General features: G+C 63.4%; 14 protein-coding genes and 1 other RNA gene. 2 read left to right on the top strand and 13 right to left on the bottom strand.

Annotated elements, in window-relative coordinates:
- Positions 1-209: 209 nt before the first annotated feature.
- From trfA to BLR94_RS23940, 5 genes are all read right to left on the bottom strand, one after another.
- Positions 210-1,217: a plasmid replication initiator TrfA gene (trfA, locus tag BLR94_RS23960; protein ID WP_244158255.1), complete on the bottom strand. Its 1,008-nt coding sequence runs from the start codon at positions 1,215-1,217 to the stop codon at positions 210-212.
- A 245-nt stretch (positions 1,218-1,462) separates the two neighbouring features.
- Positions 1,463-1,854, bottom strand: a transfer-messenger RNA (tmRNA) gene (ssrA, locus tag BLR94_RS23955).
- A 104-nt stretch (positions 1,855-1,958) separates the two neighbouring features.
- Complete coding sequence (locus tag BLR94_RS23950; RefSeq protein ID WP_084308442.1) at positions 1,959-2,234, bottom strand: hypothetical protein; 276 nt, start codon at positions 2,232-2,234, stop codon at positions 1,959-1,961.
- A gap of 155 nt (positions 2,235-2,389) precedes the next feature.
- Positions 2,390-3,277, bottom strand: coding sequence for a cation diffusion facilitator family transporter (locus tag BLR94_RS23945; RefSeq protein WP_084308443.1), 888 nt, complete (start codon positions 3,275-3,277; stop codon positions 2,390-2,392).
- Positions 3,278-3,479: 202 nt separating this feature from the next.
- Positions 3,480-3,899, bottom strand: coding sequence for a polyribonucleotide nucleotidyltransferase (locus BLR94_RS23940; RefSeq protein WP_084308444.1), 420 nt, complete (start codon positions 3,897-3,899; stop codon positions 3,480-3,482).
- A 151-nt stretch (positions 3,900-4,050) separates the two neighbouring features.
- Between BLR94_RS23940 and hrpB the strand changes: the two genes are divergently transcribed.
- The gene (hrpB, locus tag BLR94_RS23935; protein ID WP_084308445.1) at positions 4,051-6,588 is read left to right on the top strand and encodes an ATP-dependent helicase HrpB; all 2,538 of its coding nucleotides are present in this window, start codon (positions 4,051-4,053) and stop codon (positions 6,586-6,588) included.
- 51 nt (positions 6,589-6,639) lie between these two features.
- On the opposite strand, the gene BLR94_RS23930 is transcribed toward hrpB, so the two are convergent.
- From BLR94_RS23930 to BLR94_RS23915, 4 genes are read right to left on the bottom strand one after another with little or no spacing between them, the layout of a single operon-like run.
- The gene (locus tag BLR94_RS23930) at positions 6,640-7,545 is read right to left on the bottom strand and encodes an aminotransferase class IV (protein WP_084308446.1); all 906 of its coding nucleotides are present in this window, start codon (positions 7,543-7,545) and stop codon (positions 6,640-6,642) included.
- 11 nt (positions 7,546-7,556) lie between these two features.
- Positions 7,557-8,327: an amino acid ABC transporter ATP-binding protein gene (locus BLR94_RS23925; protein WP_084308447.1), complete on the bottom strand. Its 771-nt coding sequence runs from the start codon at positions 8,325-8,327 to the stop codon at positions 7,557-7,559.
- 15 nt (positions 8,328-8,342) lie between these two features.
- Positions 8,343-9,005, bottom strand: a complete 663-nt coding sequence (locus BLR94_RS23920; protein ID WP_084308448.1) for an amino acid ABC transporter permease — start codon at positions 9,003-9,005, stop codon at positions 8,343-8,345.
- Position 9,006: 1 nt separating this feature from the next.
- Positions 9,007-9,669 (bottom strand): amino acid ABC transporter permease, encoded by a 663-nt coding sequence (locus tag BLR94_RS23915; protein WP_084308449.1) that lies wholly within the window; start codon positions 9,667-9,669, stop codon positions 9,007-9,009.
- Positions 9,670-9,884: 215 nt separating this feature from the next.
- Between BLR94_RS23915 and BLR94_RS23910 the strand changes: the two genes are divergently transcribed.
- Positions 9,885-11,261, top strand: coding sequence for an MmgE/PrpD family protein (locus BLR94_RS23910; protein ID WP_208601365.1), 1,377 nt, complete (start codon positions 9,885-9,887; stop codon positions 11,259-11,261).
- 12 nt (positions 11,262-11,273) lie between these two features.
- On the opposite strand, the gene BLR94_RS23905 is transcribed toward BLR94_RS23910, so the two are convergent.
- From BLR94_RS23905 to BLR94_RS23890, 4 genes are all read right to left on the bottom strand, one after another.
- The gene (locus tag BLR94_RS23905) at positions 11,274-12,113 is read right to left on the bottom strand and encodes a transporter substrate-binding domain-containing protein (RefSeq protein WP_084308451.1); all 840 of its coding nucleotides are present in this window, start codon (positions 12,111-12,113) and stop codon (positions 11,274-11,276) included.
- A 207-nt stretch (positions 12,114-12,320) separates the two neighbouring features.
- Positions 12,321-13,754 (bottom strand): aldehyde dehydrogenase family protein, encoded by a 1,434-nt coding sequence (locus BLR94_RS23900; RefSeq protein WP_084308452.1) that lies wholly within the window; start codon positions 13,752-13,754, stop codon positions 12,321-12,323.
- 49 nt (positions 13,755-13,803) lie between these two features.
- A complete protein-coding gene (locus BLR94_RS23895) occupies positions 13,804-15,405 on the bottom strand; it encodes a 5-guanidino-2-oxopentanoate decarboxylase (RefSeq protein WP_084308453.1) in 1,602 nt (533 codons plus the stop codon).
- Between the two features lie 75 nt (positions 15,406-15,480).
- Entirely contained in the window at positions 15,481-16,860 is a 1,380-nt protein-coding gene (locus tag BLR94_RS23890; protein WP_084308503.1) for a sodium:solute symporter family protein, read from the bottom strand.
- Positions 16,861-16,870 lie beyond the last annotated feature (10 nt).

The following is a 16,870-nucleotide window of genomic DNA, read 5'->3' as shown; positions in this document are numbered from 1 at the left end:
CGTTTGCGTGCTGCGGGAGGCTGCCTGTGGAGCCAACTGCGGTGATAGGTCGATCAGGTTCACCATCTCCCCGAGTGGATTAGATTTAGATTAAAGAGGATTAGCGGAGGGCGGCTAATGCCGAGAGCCCGAGTCGTTGCGGGGGTTTCGAGGAAGGCAGTCTGAAGACAGGCTACTCGCTGCAACGGTAAGGCCTACCTGCTGTGACGTCAGTCTCTACCTGTAGTAACGGTATCCCATACCTGCTGCGACGGTATTTTCCTACCCGCAGTAACGGCATTTTTCTCATCCTGGCGCTTGGTCAGGTGACGGCGTTGCGCTTTGCTCGGGGTTTTCTCGACCTTCACCAAATTGCCATCGATGCAATAACTGAAAGGTTGCCCATGATCGGTGCTCGCCCTGCTCAGGGCATTCAATGCTTTGCGCAGTAGCTGGCGAAATTTGGACTGATCGGCGGTTTTGCTGCCGGACAACTGATGAAGGGTTTCAATCTTCAGTGGGAACGGGGCTGCATGGCTTGAGTAGAAACCGTGCAGCCACTGGGCCAAATAATGACCATTCAGTGTTTGCCGAACCTTCCAGTGAATCTGGGTGAACTGGTCTGCCCCGAACATTGTGCTGAGGCCTGGATTCAGGCGAATGACGAACTGGCCGCTGTGTTCATCTCGGAAAATCTCGTTGATCAGGCTGCCCTCATAATGGACTCGTGGTCCGACCTGAACGTCGAGCGCACAGGCATTCAGTCGGCTAAGGCGGCGCTTAAGCGTTTTACGATTTGCCCCGGTGTCCGTTAATTCCAGTAGCTGCAACAACCCGTAGGCGGTGATGTTGCATTCCTGGCCAATGGGCTGAGCTCGCGCCAGGTGCAGCACGGTCTCCCACACATCCAGGTCGCCCTGATCGAGTTGTGCGCCGGTGTACATGATCGTGATGCCGGTCTGAGCGAAAATCTTTTCCCGCTCCAGATAGCATCGAGAGCCTTTTCCAATTGCACCGAACAGCGCCGAGCGTAATGCGATGTTAGGTACTCCTCGGGCGGTATCAGGCCAAGTGGGTAGCTGACAGCGCTTCGCGTTTACCACATGTGCAGTAGCTGGTAGGTTGGTGTGCTTTTTTGTAGCGTGCCCTTTAGCCATGGCTCTTGCAGCAATCGCCTCGACTCGAGCAGTTAGACAGCCCGCTGGCTGCTGCTCTGAGGTGGGGTCATGTATCGGCATGTGAAGGTCTCTGTGTGTAAGCCGACACAGATTTAATACCCCTGGCAGACCGCTGTGACACGATTTCAAACCGGAAAAGCGTCGGAAAACGTATCGTCGGTTATCGAGGTAAAGGCGGCAGCCACGGATGGGCTTCGCGGGCAGGAAGCTGTCATAAAGCTGGCATAACCCAGCCAAAACAGCCCCAAAAGGCACAAAAAAGGCACTATAGCTATTCGCTAAGTGCCTGATTTATAACGCTAATTTGGTGGAGCCGGGGGGATTTGAACCCCCGTCCGCCAGTTCTCCACTGTCGGTACTACATGCTTAGCCGTGTCTACTGAGTTAATCCGCAGCCGCCCGACGGGCAGGGTGCTTTGGACGAGTTGTGTAAGTTTTAGCCACTTCGTCCACAACGTACTACGCGGCGATCCTGTTCTGCATGACAATCACTTCGGGTTTACAGGCATCCCCTAGTGATCGCTGGAGCCGAAGCTACCAGAAGGACTAGTCGCGCCGCTTACGCAGCGAGAGCGTAGCCCTCGTAGTTTTCGTCATTGGCAACTATAGAAAGTTGCAACAGTGGATTTACGACTTCTGTTACCAAGTCGGCATGCACCTCGAGCTTCGCTACCGGCGTCGAATCCAAATCGGCCCCAAAAGCGTGCAAGGCGTGCAGTGTACGCCAAAGGTCGAGTGGCGTCGACCGGCATGCACTGCGCCTGCTGAATCAAGCCAGCGTTACGGCTGGCCTGGTGCTCATCAGCTGGTTGCGCCGCTGCCATCGTCACCTGGGGCGTCGAGCAGTTGCAGGGCACGTTCAGCGTGGGTGCCGCAGGCTTTCAGGTCGCCAGCAGCTTGCGCTTGGGTGGCCTCTTTCTTGGCTTCTTCAACCTGGCTTTTGAGTGGCTCGGCGAGGGTGGCCTTGGCCGCCACGGCATTGTCGAGCTTCTGCAGGTTGACGGTGCACAGGTCGTCGGCTGCAAAGGCTGGTGCGGCCAGTACGGCGGCGATGACGAACATGGATACGCGCTTCATGTGGTAATCCTCTCATCACGAATAGGTTCCCGGTGCCGCCCTGGTCGAGGGTGAGCAGAGCCGGGAGCGACCCACCCAAATCATTTGGGCTTACTGAAGCTGACTGGCCGTTCGTGACGGCGGTTCAGTGTTTTTCTGGTGGCGCATGGCCTGCATCAAGTTGGTGCAGGCAAATCCATTGGATCGGCATGAACCAGCACCTCTGCCTGGGCGAATTCGTTGCGGATCGCATTCTCGACCTTTTCGCACAACGCATGGGCTTCATTGAGGCTCAGGCTGCCTGGCAGGTCGACATGTAGCTGAACGAACCAGCGGGTGCCGGATAAGCGCGTGCGCAGGTCGTGGATGCCGATGACGCCGGGCACCGCGCAGGCCAATTCGCTCATGCGGGCGCTGACGCCGGCGTCGAGCTCCTGGTCCATCAGCACGCTGACCGACTGGCGGGCGATGCTCAAGGCGCTCCACAGGATGTAGGCGGCGATACCGATGGCGAACAGGGCGTCGCCCTGTTGCCAACCGAGGCCGGCAAGCAGCAGGGCGAGAAGAATGCCGCTATTGAGCAGCAGGTCGGAGCGGTAGTGCAGCGAGTCGGCGTGGATCGCCGTGGAGCCGGTCTGGCGCACCACGTGGCGCTGGAACAGCAGCAGAGCCACGGTGAATGCCATGGACAGCAGCATCACGGCAATCCCCAGTGCCTGTGCAGCGAGCGGCTCGGGGTGGCGCAGGCGATCGACGCCCTGTACCGCGACGAGTATCGCGCTGGCGCCGATGAACAGTGCCTGGCCCAGCCCGGCGAGGGCTTCGGCCTTGCCATGGCCGTAACGGTGGTCGTCATCGGCGGGGCGCAGGGCGATGTTCACGGCGATCAGGTTGAGCAACGAGGCGGCGCTGTCGAGCAGGGAGTCGGTAAGGCCGGCCAGCAAGCTGACCGAGCCACTGGCCCACCAGGCGGCGGCCTTGCACAGCACCAGCGTCAGCGCCACACAGAGTGCGGCGGCAGTGGCCTGACGCATCAGGCGAGCGTGCTGGCGATCGAGGGTCATGGGTTATCCGTGTGCTGCTATCGGGAGGTATACAGAACGTCCTTACGCTCTTGCGAGCTAGCGACCTTTAAGGCCTGGGCGGCCCCACAAAAACAGGCGAGGAAGCGGTCGGAGTCGCGGGCGACTCTACTGCTGTAAATGAGCTTCCCGAGCCAGTTTTTAACGCAGGAGGGCCGACGCGCAGCTGAGCGTATGCATGTTCTCAGGCGGCGGGGCGCAGACCGTATGCCGCCAGCTGCTCGCTGCTGCCGCTGTGCTGGATCAGGCGTGGATCGTCGAGCGGCAGGCTGTGGCCGGTCTGGGTTTCGATCAGCGCCTTGAGCTTGGCGGTGTCGACCTTGCCGTCGGCATCGACCACGTCCTTCAGCGATTCCGGGTCGACCTGGGCGCTGAGGCCACCTGGCAGGTAGATCGCGCCAGTGGCGAAGTCGACGCCAAAGGCGATCAGGCCGGGGATCACGTAGAACAGGATGCCGATGGCGTTGAGACCGACGATGACCGGGTCGACACGGCCTTCGATCTGCCCGCGGCGATCTGGATAGAAGATAGTGCCGCAGGCGGTGAGTTGAGTGAACAATGTAACGGCGAGAACGCCGCCGATAACACGGGATGTCGTGCGCATCGAGCACCTCCAGAAAAAGTGGACGCCACTATAGCAAGGCACGGATTGCAAAGCTGCCGTGGCGCTGCGAACACGCAGCTTCCGATGCCATCTGACCGGCGAAGCCGAGAGGCGGTTCGCCGTATAATCGCCGGCCGATGATGGAGCCTCGATGAATACCCTGCCGATCGATTCCCTGCTGCCCGACCTCTGCCGCGCCCTGGCCGACCGAGATGAAGTGGTGCTCGAAGCGCCGCCCGGTGCTGGCAAGACCACTCGTGTGCCGTTGGCCGTGCTCGATCAGCCGTGGCTGGCCGGGCAGCGCATCATCATGCTCGAACCCCGCCGCCTGGCCGCGCGCGCCGCCGCCGAGCGGCTAGCCAGCGAGCTTGGCGAGGTGGTCGGCGAGACCGTTGGCTATCGCATTCGCCTGGACAGCAAGGTCGGCCCGCGCACGCGTATCGAGGTGGTCACCGAGGGCATCCTCGCCCGGCGCCTGCAGGATGATCCGGCGCTGGATGGCGTGGGGCTGGTGATCTTCGACGAGTTCCACGAGCGCAGCCTGGACGCCGATCTGGCCCTGGCGCTGACCCTCAACGGCCGGGCGATGTTTCGCGGTGCCGACAGTGGCGAAGCGCCGCTCAAGGTGTTGCTGATGTCGGCCACCCTGGAGGGCGAGCGCCTGGCCGGGCTGCTCGACGATGCCCCGGTGCTGCGCAGTGAGGGGCGCATGTACCCGGTGGATACCCGCTGGGGCGCCCCCTGGCAGGCCGGCGAATGGCTGGAGCCGAAAGTGGTGCAAACCGTGCTGCAGGCGCTGGCCGATGAACCGGGCAGCCTGCTGGTGTTCCTGCCTGGCCAGGCGGAGATCCGTCGGGTGGCCGAACAATTGGGCGAGGCGCTGGCTGGGCGATCCGACGTGCGCGTCTGCCCGCTGCATGGTGAGCTGGAACTGTCGGCCCAGCGTGCGGCCATCGAACCGGCACCGGCCGGACTGCGCAAGGTGGTATTGGCGACCAATATCGCCGAGACCAGCCTGACCATCGACGGCGTGCGCGTGGTGGTGGATGCCGGCCTGGCGCGGGTGCCGCGTTTCGACCCGGGCAGCGGCATGGCCCGCCTGGATACCGGGCGCATTTCCCGGGCGTCGGCCACCCAGCGTGCTGGCCGTGCCGGGCGCCTGCAACCCGGGGTGTGCTACCGGCTGTGGTCGCAGGCTCAGCACGAGCAGTTGTCTGCCTATTCCTCGGCGGAAATTCTTCAGGCCGACCTGGCGGGGCTGGCGCTGCAACTGGCGCGTTGGGGCGTCGAAGTCGATGAGCTGGTGTGGCTCGATCCGCCGCCTGCTGCTGCCTACGCCCAGGCGCGCGACTTGTTGCTGCGCCTCGGCGCGCTTGACGAGCGCGGCGTGCTGACCGCCCACGGCCAGGCCATGGCCGAGTTGCCGGCCCATCCGCGTATCGCTCATCTGCTGCTGCGCGGTCAGGCGTTGGGTCTGGGCGAATTGGCCTGTGATCTCGCGGCTCTGCTGGGCGAGCGCGACATATTGCGCGGCGGTGGTGCCGACTTGCACAGTCGCCTGGCGTTGCTGTCGGGCGAGAGCCGAGCGGCACGCGGCGCTGCTGGAGGCGTGCAGCGAGCGCGGCAGTTGGCCAAGCAGTTTCAGGGTTATCTGCGCCGCGTGCCGGTCAGCGAGGCGGTCAGTGACCCCGCGCATGGCCGCTGGCTGGGTGCGCTGCTGGCCTTCGCTTACCCGGATCGTGTCGCCCGGCAGCGTCGCGAGGGCGGCGCCGAATACCGTCTGGCCAATGGCCGCGCGGCGCTGTTCAACGAAGCCGATGCGCTGATGAAGCACGCCTGGCTGGTGGTCGCCGACCTGGGCAGCCGCCAGGGCCAGCGTGAAGAACGCATCTACCTGGCCGCCGAACTGGAGGCGGCGCTGTTCGACTCCGTCCTGGCCGAACAGGTGACCAGCCAGGATCTGCTCGAGTGGGATGAGCGCGAAGGTGTGCTGCGTGCCGAGCGACAGCGCAAGGTGGGCGATCTGGTGTTGTCCAGCGAAGCGCTGGCAGGGCTGAGCGCCGAGGCACGCACCGCCGCGCTGGTCAATCTGATGCGCCGCAAGGGCCTGGCGCTGCTGCCGTGGACGCCCGAGCTGCGCCAATGGCAGGCGCGGGTCATGCTGCTGCGCGGGCTCGATCTGCAGAGCCAGGCGAGCAGCGAGTGGCCGGACGTTTCGGACCCGGCACTGCTCGCCAGCCTGGATGCCTGGCTGGCGCCGTACCTGGGCAAGGTCACCCGGCTGAGCCACTTCGGCCACCTCGATCTGCCGTCGATGCTGCAGATCCTGTTGCCCTGGCCGTTGCCCCAGCGCCTGGAGGAATGGGCACCGCGCAGCCTGCCGGTGCCCTCCGGCTCGCGCATCGGCCTGGATTACAGTGAGCACCCACCGGTCCTGGCGGTGCGCCTGCAGGAGCTGTTCGGCCTGGCCGAGACGCCGCGCATCGCCAATGGCCGGCAGCAGGTGCTGCTGCATCTGCTATCCCCGGCACGGCGACCCGTGCAGGTGACCCAGGATCTGGCCAACTTCTGGCGCACCACCTACGCCGAGGTGAAGAAGGATTTGAAAGGCCGCTACCCGAAGCACTACTGGCCCGACGACCCATTGATCGCCGAGCCCACGGCGCGGGCCAAGCCGCGCAAGGCATGACCCGTAGAGCTGGCTGGTCGACGGTGATGGATGGTTCGCGTCGGGTTCTGTTCACTGCGATAGCGAACGCCGATACAGCTCGTCCAGCCGCTCGATGAGATCACGCGAGCCCGAGCCAAGCGGACGGCCGTCGACCATTCTCACCGGGGTGATGCCGGCCAGGGTACCGGTGACGAAGGCTTCGTCCGCGGCGTAGACCTGAGACAGCGTGAACTCGCCCTCGTGCACCTTGATACCGTTCTCGCGGGCCAGGCGTACAAGGGTTTGTCGGGTGATCCCGTTAAAGCAGCAATGGGCCGATGAGGTCCACAGCTCACCCTTGCGCACGATGAAGAAGTTGGTGGAGTTGCAACTGGCTACGAAGCCACGGCTATCGAGCATCAGCGCTTCGTCGGCTCCGGCATGAAGTGCTTGTAGCAGGGCCTGGATCAGGTTCAGACGGCTATGGGAGTTGAGGCGCAGATCGAAGACGTCCGGTGTGCTGCAGCGGTAGGTCGAGGTGAACAAGGTAATACCACGGGCCTTGGCTTGTGCGTCCACTACCTTGTATTCCGCGACGCAGATCACTGTCGCCTTGCCAATGATAAAGCGTGGATCCTGGTTCGGAGTGCTTTTGCGTCCACGGGTAACCATCAGCCGAAGGTGTGCACCGTCGGACATGCCATTGACGGCCACGGTATCCCATAGCACCTGTTCGACTTCGGTACGGCTCAGACCGATGTCCAGGTCGATACTCAAGGCGCCTTCGAACAGTCGATCCAGATGCGCCTGCAGCGCGATCAGGCGGCCATTGACCAGCCTTAACCCTTCCCAAACGCCATCGCCACAGACAAAGCCTGCATCGAACACCGACACCTGCGCGGCATCGCGATGCACGAACTCACCATTGAGGTACACCTTGACCTCGGCATTGCGTGGATCAGGTGCGTAGGCCTGGCTACTGGTCGTTGAACGCATGCATGTCTCCGTTAGAACGAGCGCTCGGCAAAGCGGGCGAGGAATTCCTGGGTGCGGGGTTTCTGTGGTGCCTTGAGAACCTGATCGGGGGTGCCCTGCTCGTGGATCACGCCGTTTTCTAGAAACAGCACGCGCTCGGCAAAGTGGTAGGCGAAACCCAGCTCATGAGTCACGAGCAGCAGGGTGCGGCCCTCGTCGGCCAGTTGATGAATCACCCGCAGCACTTCGCCCACCAGCTCCGGATCCAGCGACGAAGTGGGTTCGTCAAACAGCAGCACTTCAGGCTCCATGGCCAAGGCTCTGGCAATCGCTACGCGTTGTTGCTGCCCCCCGGAAAGACGCCCCGGGTAGGCGTCGCATTTTTCGGCCAGGCCGACTTTCTCCAACTGGACGATGGCGCGCTCATGGGCTTGCGCCGCGGAAAGCTTCTTGACCGAGATCAGGCCTTCCATGACGTTTTCCAGCACGGTCATGTGTGGGAACAGGTTGAACTGCTGAAACACCATGCCAACACGTTCACGCACTGCACGTAGTTGAGCCTCGGCGTAAACCCGCTTGCCTGCGCGCTCCTCGCCGAGCAGCACGCCGTCCAGCTCGACCTCACCGCTGCTGGGTATTTCCATGAAGTTCAGGCAACGCAGCAGGGTGCTCTTACCTGAGCCGCTGCCGCCAATGATTGCGATACGTTCGCCGCGCCGCACCTCCAGGTCGATACCCTTGAGCACCGGCTGGTCAAAGTTCTTGTGCAGTTGGCGGATACGGAACAGCGCTTGTTCGGTCATGAGAACCCTCGACAATCAACGAAGAGCCAGGCGGCGCTCGATGTGTGCGGCCAGGAAGCTGAACGGCCAGATCAGGCAGAAATACAGCAGGGCGACGACCGTCAGGATCTCCAGTGGCCGATAGTAGCTGGAACTCAGTAGGCGGCCTTGATACATCACCTCCGTGACGGCCAGGGTCGAGGCCAGTGACGTGACCTTGACCAGTTCGATCATCCGGTTGGTCAGTGCCGGCAGCATGCGCTGGCAGGCTTGCGGCAGAATCACCCGGCGCAGTGTCCTGAACCGGGACATGCCCAGCGCCTTGGCCCCCTCCCATTGTCCACGCACCACCGACTGCAGACCGGCGCGGAAGATCTCGGCACAGTAGGCGGCGGTATACAGGCTCAGGGCCAGGGCGGCTGCAAAAAACGGGGTGAAGCGTACGCCGAGCAGCACCGGGAATGCGTAATAGATCCAGATCAACTGGATGAGCACCGGCGTATTGCGAAACACTTCGATGAAAGCCGTGCTCGGCAAGGTGATGCGTTTGAGCGGTGACAGGCGGGCGACGCCGAGCAACAAGCCGAGAGGAACGCCGACCACGGCCGCCATGATGAACAACTGAAACGTGACCTTGAGGCCGCGCATCAGCACCGGCAAATTGTCGATCACGACCTGGAAGTCCCACTGGTACTCCATTTCAGACGCTCCTGGCCAGGTGTCGCTCCAGGCGCTGGCTGGCCAGGCTGGCGATAAACAGCACACTGAAGTACATGACGGCGATCACGCTGTAGACCTCCAGCGGCCGAAACGTTTGGGTGTTGATCTGCATCGCCTGGTAGAGCAGCTCGGCGTAGGCCAGCGAGGAGGCCAGAGCGGTGGTCTTGACCAGTTCGAAGCTGCGCTCCAGAAAAGGTGCAAGCATACGGCGCAGTGCCTGGGGAAGAATGATGCGGCGCAGAATACGCCCTTGATCCATGCCCAGTGCCCTGGCGCCTTCCCATTGGCCGCGTTCCATCGAGGCGATGCCGCCCCGCAGCACTTCGGCATAAAAGGCGCTGGATTGAATCGACAGCGCCAGAACGGCGGCCATGAAGGGCGACAGGCTGACGGGGGCGAGCACCGGCAAGGCATAGAAGAACCAGAAAAAATGCACGATCGCCGGTGTGTTGCGGTAGAAGCCGATGAAGACCATCGCCGGGTAGCGCAGCAGTGCGCTGGAAGACATACGCAGCATGGCCATCAGCGCGCCAACGAGGACGCCGAAGAACAGTGATACCAGAGCAATATGCAACGTGCCGAGTAGCCCGTCGACGAGCAAGCCGGTATACGGCCATATCGCCGAAAAATTCCAGGTGTACACCGGTGTTCTTCTCCTGGGGATGCCCCCTTCAGATTCGGCTCACAGCGCCGCTCATGGTTGAGAGGCCGCGCATGATAGTCGCCGGGTAAGTCAAACAAAAAATAATAATTAACTATTTTATTATTCCTTTTTTGTCTTTATGCGCTGAAGCGATGTCAGCCGTTAACCGGTAGCCTCCCCTGTTTTGCACAGGTACTTCCATGGTCGATGTTTCGATGACCCGCGATCTCGCGCAGTTCGCTTTCGACCTGAAGCTGGTCAGCGTTCCCTACGCGTTGCGCGAACAGATAAAAATGCATGTCATCGACGCTTTGGCTTGCGGTCTGGCTTCGACGTGCAGCGAGCTGGCGGGCCTCTTCGAGGCTCATTGCCTTGAGGAATATGCGCCAGGCCCATGCGCGCTACTGGGTAGCTCGCTGCGCCTGGCGCCCATTGGGGCGGCGCTGTACAACAGCATGGCGATCAATGCTCTGGATCATGACGATGGTCTGGAGATCGATGGACGCGGCCTTGGCCATCCGGGTGCCAGTCTGGTGGCGGCTGCACTGAGCGGCGTCTGGTTGCGCAAGACATCGGGTCGCGAACTGCTGGAGGCGCTGGTTGCGGCTTATGAAATCAATGCCCGTGTGATCGTCGCCCAGCAGCCGAGCATCGAGCGCTTTCGTCAGGTGTACGGTGTCTGCCAGCATCAGGCAGTAGCTGCTGCGGTGGCTTACGGCAAGCTGGCCCGGCTCGACGCCTGCGGGCTGGAAAATGCCATGGGGCTGGCTGGCACACTTACGCCGCTGCCAAGTTTGCGCAAGTACAACTGGGATAGCAGGCCGCTGGTGTCCTTCAAGGATTTCACCGCCCCGGCTGCCGAGGCGGGGGTACGTGCAGTGCGTTTGCATCAACGTGGCTGGGTTGGCGCTCGATCCGTACTCGATGGTGATCAGGGGCTGTGGCGCATGCTCGGTTCGGATCGCTTCGATGCCCAGGCGCTTACCAGCCAACTGGGGAGCGACTGGCTGGCGGCCAATGCCAGCCTCAAGCATTACCCGGCCTGTCGCTGGATACATACTGCGCTGGAATCCTTCGAGCAGTTGCAGCAGGAAAATGCTTTCGACGCGTCAGCGATCACCCGGATACAGGTGCTCACCGGCACGACTCAGGCGCGTGACTTCATGGACACGCGCCCGGCGAGCGAGGTCGATAGCCAGTTCAGCCTGCCCCACACGCTTGCCTGTCTGGCGTTAGGCATCGCCAGGCATGAGTGGCATACGGCCGCGACCCGCAGCGATCCACAGGTACGAAGCCTGGTGGATCGAGTGACTGCCGAGATAGATCCCGCCTTGGACAGCATGATGAGCGAGACGCGTCGCCCCGCTGGGCAGGTGCTTGTCCATCTTGGCCAGCAGGTATTGAGCGGCGAACGCCTGGATTACCCGCTGGGTTGCCGGCAACGCCCGCTGAGCTGCGGGCAGGTGCAGAGCAAGTTTCTTCAGTACGCGGGATTGAACAACCCGACCGAGACAATTGAACCTGTCCTGGCCGGGTTATTGGCGCTCGAGCAAGTGGATGATGTCGGGGCGTTGTTGCAAGGCCTTTTCTAGGCTCGAGTCGGCTCAGTTACCCGCCCAATGCTCCTTGACCACTGGCGGTACCTTGCTCGGATCGACACCGCGCAGGCGCAGTGCGTCCTCGTAATATTTCTGGGTGGCGCCGCTTTCATACAATTTGGCGAACTCCTTGCCGACGAAGTCTCGGAAGGTCTTGTCATCCTCGTAACGCACCGCACCGCTGGTGCTGACCGACACGATTGGCGTTGGCAGAATCAGTGTGCCCTTGCGTACTTTCGCCTGTTGCAGCGCGAGTGCGGGGTGAAAGTAGGAAAGCCCATCGACCCGGCCTGCATAGAAAGCCGCAACGCCCTCATCCATGTTGGTGTAGCGCTCCAGGTGAGCCTTCTTGAATTTCTTGCTGAGGATCAGATCCGGGCTGCTGCCCTGGGTCACACCAATGCGTACATCCTCGCGGTCCAGATCCTCCCAGGTTGAGGCCGTCAGCCCGTCGCGCAGCAGCACACCCTGGGCGTACCAGAAGAACGGTTGTTCGGGAAAGTCCACGGCCTTGCGACGCTCTTCGGTCGGATCCAGCACCAGCATCAGATCAATCTGACCGGCCTGAAGCGCCGCCACAGAGTTTCCCCAGGTGGTTTCGACGGTCACCAGTTTTACGCCGAGGTCTTTGGCGATGTCCTTGCCGACGTTGTAACCGATACCGTTCCATTGTTCGGTAGCCGGGTCTTTGAAAAACCAGGGCTCGCCTTGGGTAACGCCGATCCTTAGTTCGCCTGAATCGTGGATTTGTTTCCAGGTCGAGCCTGACTCGGCAGCCTGGACGATGGATACGAGCGACAGCAGTGCAGCGGCAAGGGCATGCGCGAAGAAACCTGAAGACTTCATGGGATGATCCTGTGAGCGGTGGCGTTGGCCCGTGTGGGCCCCTAGATGATGGCAACTTGGGATACTTACGCAAAAGAATTAATAAATAGGTTTTAATTTCTTTATTGCATAAGTCGTGGGCGCATCCCGATGAGTCAGTGGTGCCATGAGCGATGGTGCCCGCAAGCGCGTGTTCTTGACGCAATAAAGCCGACGCTGAGCAGCTCCTCAGCCCAGGCAGCGGGTCACGTGTTTCACCGACTGATAGGCGGCCAGCCCCCAGGGGCCGAGTTCGCGGCCGATGCCGCTGCCCTTGGTGCCGCCCCAGGAGGTTTCCACGAACACCGCTTGGATGGAGTTGATCCACACGTGTCCGACCTCCAGCGCCGCTGCTACCCGCTCGGCGCGCTGCAGGTCGGTGCTGGCCACGGTGGCGACCAGGCCGAAGCGGCTGTCGTTGGCCAAATCTATGGCCTGCGCTTCGCTGTCGAAGCGCCGGGCGCAGAGCACCGGGCCGAAGATTTCCTCGTTCCACAGGCGGCTGTCGTTGGGTACATCGGTGTACAGCGTCGGCGCCACGAACCAGCCCTGTCTTGCCAGGGGGTTGCCGCCCGCCAGGCAGTTGAGCTGTTCCTGCTGGCCGATGGCGAGGTAGTCGGCGACCTTGTGCCATTGCGCTTCGCTGCTCAGCGGGCCCATGTCGATCTCTTCGGCGAGCGGGTTGCCGATGCGCAGGGCGTTCAGCGCGTCGGCAAGGCGCGGCAGGAGGGTATCGGCGATGCCGTTCTGGATCAGCAAGCGAGAGGTCGCCGAGCACATCTGCCCGGCGTTCCAGCAGAGGCCGGCGATGATCCATTCGATGGCCTGATCGACATCGCAGTCGTCGAACACGATGATCGCCGACTTGCCACCCAGCTCCAGCGTCACCGGCCGGCAATGCTCGGCGGCGCTGTGCATGACGCGGCTGCCCACGGCATTGCTGCCGGTGAAGGACAGTTTGTCGAGCCCGTCATGGCCGCTCAGCGCTGCGCCCACTTCCGCCTTGCCGCCGACGATGTTCAGCACGCCTGCAGGCAGGCCGAGTTCGTCGGCGATCTGGCCGTAGGCCAGTTCGATCAGCGGGGTGACTTCGGAGGGTTTCAACACCAGGGTGCAACCGGCTGCCAGGGCGGGGGCGATCTTCCAGGCGCTGGTCACCAGGGGGAAGTTCCAGGGCACGATCAGGCCGACCACGCCGATGGCCTCCAGCCGCGTGTGCGAGCTGAAGCCCGGTGCTGCCAGGGCAACCGGACGGTTCTGCTGGCCGGCCAGGCCAGCAGCAAGATCGGCGTAATAGGCGAAGGTCGCCACGGCATCATCGATGTCCACTTCGGCCTCGTGGCGCGGCTTGCCGTTGTTGCGCATCTGCAGCTCGATCAGCGCATCGCGCCGCCCGCCGATGGCTGCGGCGAAACCCCGCAGGTAGCGGGCGCGCTCGGCTGGCGCGCTGGTCTTCCAGGCGGGCAGGGCCTGGCGAGCGGCAGTTACGGCCTGGTCGACCTGGGTCGTGCTGGCGGCACGCAGTTCGGCGAAAGGCTGGGCGAGGGCAGGGTCGACGACACTGAGAACCTCGGTGCCTTCGCCTGCGGCCCAGCGGCCAGCGATGTAGTGCGGCGTGTTCATGATCATGCTCCGGTAGCCGCGCCTGAGCGCGGTGGGAAGGTCGAGTGATTCAGGGGGCGAAAGGCGGTGCTTCGGCGAGTTCGATGAGCAGCGGGCGGTCATCCGGTGCCTCGCGCAGCAGGGCTTGCAGGTGCGCGTGGTCGCGGGCGCGCTCGGCCAGGCAACCGAAGCCGCGGGCGATGGTCAGGAAGTCCGGTGTGTAGATATCCACACCCAGCGGGGTGATGTCGCGGCGTTCCATGTAGCGCTTGATCTCGCCATAGCCCTGGTTGTTCCACAGCAGCACGACGATACCGACCCGCGCCTCCACGGCGCTGGCCAGCTCCGGCAGGGTGAACTGGATGCCGCCGTCGCCCATCAGGCTGATCACCGGGCGCGTCGGTTCCGCCAGCCTGGCGCCAATCGCCGCCGGCAGGCCGTAACCCAGGGTGCCGTAGCCGGTGGAGGCATTGAACCAGCGTCGCGGGCCGTCCAGTTCGACCAGGTGGTTGCCGCTGTACACGGTTTGCGTCGAGTCGCCGACGAAGCGCGCCGTTGGCCATACCTCGAGGATGCAGTCGAACAGGCGGCGATAGTGGGCCCAGCTGCTGAATTCCTCGGCCAGTTGCTGGCGAACCGTGCCGGCCCGCCTGGCACCGGGGCTCTGCCCAGCGCAGCGTTGTGGCGGCAGTTCGCTCAGCAGCGCCTCGATGGCCAGGCCGGCGTCACTGTGAATCGCCAGCGTTGGCTGCTGGTTGCGGGTCAGTTGGTCGGCGTCGATGTCGATACGGATCAGCTCGCCGCCGAGGCGGAAGTTACCGTCGAACACCACGTCGTAATCGGTCTCGCCCAGTTCGGTGCCGATGGCCAGTACCAGATCGGCGTCCAGCGCCAGTTGCCGCACCGGCGGCAGCGACTGGTTGCTGCCCAGCAGCAGCGGGTGTTCGGCAGGCAGCAGGCCCTTGGCGTTGATGGTCAGTGCGGTGGGAGCATCCAGCGCCTCGGCCAGCCGGCGCACCGCCTCGGGCTGCGCCACGCAGCCCCCGCCGATCAGCAGCAGGGGGCTTTGCGCCTGGCGCAAACGCTGTGCAGCCTGCGCGATCAGCGCCGGTGGCGGGGCGGGGCGTGGGGCGATCAGCCGCGGTTGCACGCTCAGCTGGTCGGCCGGCGCGGTGATCACGTCCAGGGGCAATTCGATATGCACCGGTCGCGGGCGCTGGCCATCGAACACCGCGAAGGCATGGGCCAGTACGTCGGGCAGCTCTTCGACACGCATCAGGGTATGGCTGAACGCGGTCACCCCGGCCACCAGCGCGCGCTGGTTCGGTAGCTCGTGCAAATAGCCGTTGCCCAGGCCAAGGCGCTCGCGCTCGTTGACGCTGGAGATCACCAGCATGGGGATGGAGTCGGCATAGGCCTGGCCCATGGCGGTGGCGATGTTGGTCATGCCCGGCCCGGTGATGATGAAGCACACGCCGGGCTTGCCGCTGACCCGCGCATAGCCGTCGGCCATGAAGCCGGCACCCTGTTCGTGGCGCGGGGTGACGTGGCGGATGCCGCTGCCCGGCAGGCCGCGATAGAGCTCGACGGTATGCACGCCGGGAATGCCGAACACGGTGTCGACGCCCCAGGCCTGCAGTTGCTTGACGAGGAATTCTCCACAAGTGGTCATGGCCGTTCCTTTTACTGGATATTGACGTGCCGGCGGCTGCGAGCCGGCACGCTGGCATGCAGCCGATGGCAGGCCTCAGGCGATGCGCGTGGCTCGCGTCTGAGGCCGGGTCAGCAGGCTGCCCACCACGAAGGCGAGCAGGCCGATACTCAGGCTGTAGTAGATCGGCGTATTGGCTTGCAGGCCATCGCGGAACATGAACACCAGTGCCGTGCCGCAGCCCAGCGCCATGCTGGCTATGGCACCGGTGGTGGTGGCGCGTTTCCAGTAGATGGCGCCGAGCATGGGGATCAGGATACCGCCGACCAGCAGGTTGTAGGCCAGGGTCAGGGCGCCGATCACGTCGTTGACGATCAGGGCGATGACCAGCACCAGCAGCCCGGTGAGAAAGGTGAAGGCGCGCGCCATGCCCAGGCTGGACGAGCGACCGCCACGCAGCTTGGGCAGCAGGTCTTCGGTCACCGTGGTGGAGGCGGCGAGCAGGCCGGCGCTGGCGGTGGACATCATCGCGGCCAGCGCGGCGGCGATCACCAGGCCGCGAATGCCATCGGGCAAAGCGCTTTGCACGATGGAGGCGAAGGCGTTGTTGGCGTCGGCCAGGTCGGGCAGCAGGACCTTGGCGCACATGCCGATCAACGCACCGACCAGGCCGTAGATCACGCAATACACGCCGGCCAGGCTGCCGGCCACCCGGGCCACGCCCTCGCTGCGCGCGGTGAACACGCGCTGCCAGATGTCCTGGCCGATGAGGATGCCGAAGAAGTAGATCAGGAAGTAGGTGAGGATGGTGTCGTAGCCGATGGTGGTCAGGCTGAAGGCGGTGTCCGGCAGCTTCGCCCCCAGTGCGTCCCAGCCGCCGACCCGGTACAGGCAGATCGGCAGCAGCACGAACATCAGGCCGACCGTCTTGATCACGAACTGGACGATGTCGGTGAGGGTCAGCGACCACATGCCGCCGATGCTCGAGTAGATCACCACCACGCCACCGGCGAGCAGGATGGCGACCCAGAAGGGCAGGTCGAACAACACCTGCAGCACGGTACCGCTGGCCAGGGTGGAGACCACGGCGATCATCAGCGCATAGGCGAGCATCACCACCGCACTGGCCTGCCGCGCCATGGGCGTGTAGCGGCGCTCGAGGATCTGGGTGACGGTGAAGATACGCAGCTTGAGCAGCGGCTTGGCGAGAAACAGGTTGAGCACGATGATGCCCGCACCCAGGGCGGCGCACAGCCAGAACCCGGAAATGCCATGCACGTAACCCAGGCGCACGGTGCCCACGGTGGCGGCGCCGCCGAGTACCGTGGCGGCCATGGTGCCCATGTAGAAGGCCGGGCCGAGGTTGCGCCCGGCCACCAGGTAATCTTCCTGATTGCGCGCGCGGCGCATGCCGTACCAGCCGAGCAGCAGCATGCCGGCGGCGTAAACGACGACTACGGATATATCCAGGATCATGGTTTCGTTC

The organism is Phytopseudomonas flavescens, assembly GCF_900100535.1.
Lineage (GTDB): Bacteria > Pseudomonadota > Gammaproteobacteria > Pseudomonadales > Pseudomonadaceae > Aquipseudomonas > Aquipseudomonas flavescens.
This window is presented reverse-complemented; position numbering and strand designations above follow the sequence as displayed.

Bases quoted from the DNA above. Each gene is read 5' to 3' on its own strand.
- BLR94_RS23910 (WP_208601365.1), top strand. From the start codon at position 9,885: ATGACCCGCGATCTCGCGCAGTTCGCTTTCGACCTGAAGCTGGTCAGC.
- BLR94_RS23905 (WP_084308451.1), bottom strand. From the start codon at position 12,113: ATGAAGTCTTCAGGTTTCTTCGCGCATGCCCTTGCCGCTGCACTGCTG.
- hrpB (WP_084308445.1), top strand. From the start codon at position 4,051: ATGAATACCCTGCCGATCGATTCCCTGCTGCCCGACCTCTGCCGCGCC.
- BLR94_RS23930 (WP_084308446.1), bottom strand. From the start codon at position 7,545: ATGCGTTCAACGACCAGTAGCCAGGCCTACGCACCTGATCCACGCAAT.
- BLR94_RS23920 (WP_084308448.1), bottom strand. From the start codon at position 9,005: ATGGAGTACCAGTGGGACTTCCAGGTCGTGATCGACAATTTGCCGGTG.
- BLR94_RS23945 (WP_084308443.1), bottom strand. From the start codon at position 3,277: ATGACCCTCGATCGCCAGCACGCTCGCCTGATGCGTCAGGCCACTGCC.
- BLR94_RS23890 (WP_084308503.1), bottom strand. From the start codon at position 16,860: ATGATCCTGGATATATCCGTAGTCGTCGTTTACGCCGCCGGCATGCTG.
- BLR94_RS23925 (WP_084308447.1), bottom strand. From the start codon at position 8,327: ATGACCGAACAAGCGCTGTTCCGTATCCGCCAACTGCACAAGAACTTT.
- BLR94_RS23950 (WP_084308442.1), bottom strand. From the start codon at position 2,234: ATGAAGCGCGTATCCATGTTCGTCATCGCCGCCGTACTGGCCGCACCA.
- BLR94_RS23940 (WP_084308444.1), bottom strand. From the start codon at position 3,899: ATGCGCACGACATCCCGTGTTATCGGCGGCGTTCTCGCCGTTACATTG.
- BLR94_RS23895 (WP_084308453.1), bottom strand. From the start codon at position 15,405: ATGACCACTTGTGGAGAATTCCTCGTCAAGCAACTGCAGGCCTGGGGC.
- trfA (WP_244158255.1), bottom strand. From the start codon at position 1,217: ATGCCGATACATGACCCCACCTCAGAGCAGCAGCCAGCGGGCTGTCTA.
- BLR94_RS23900 (WP_084308452.1), bottom strand. From the start codon at position 13,754: ATGAACACGCCGCACTACATCGCTGGCCGCTGGGCCGCAGGCGAAGGC.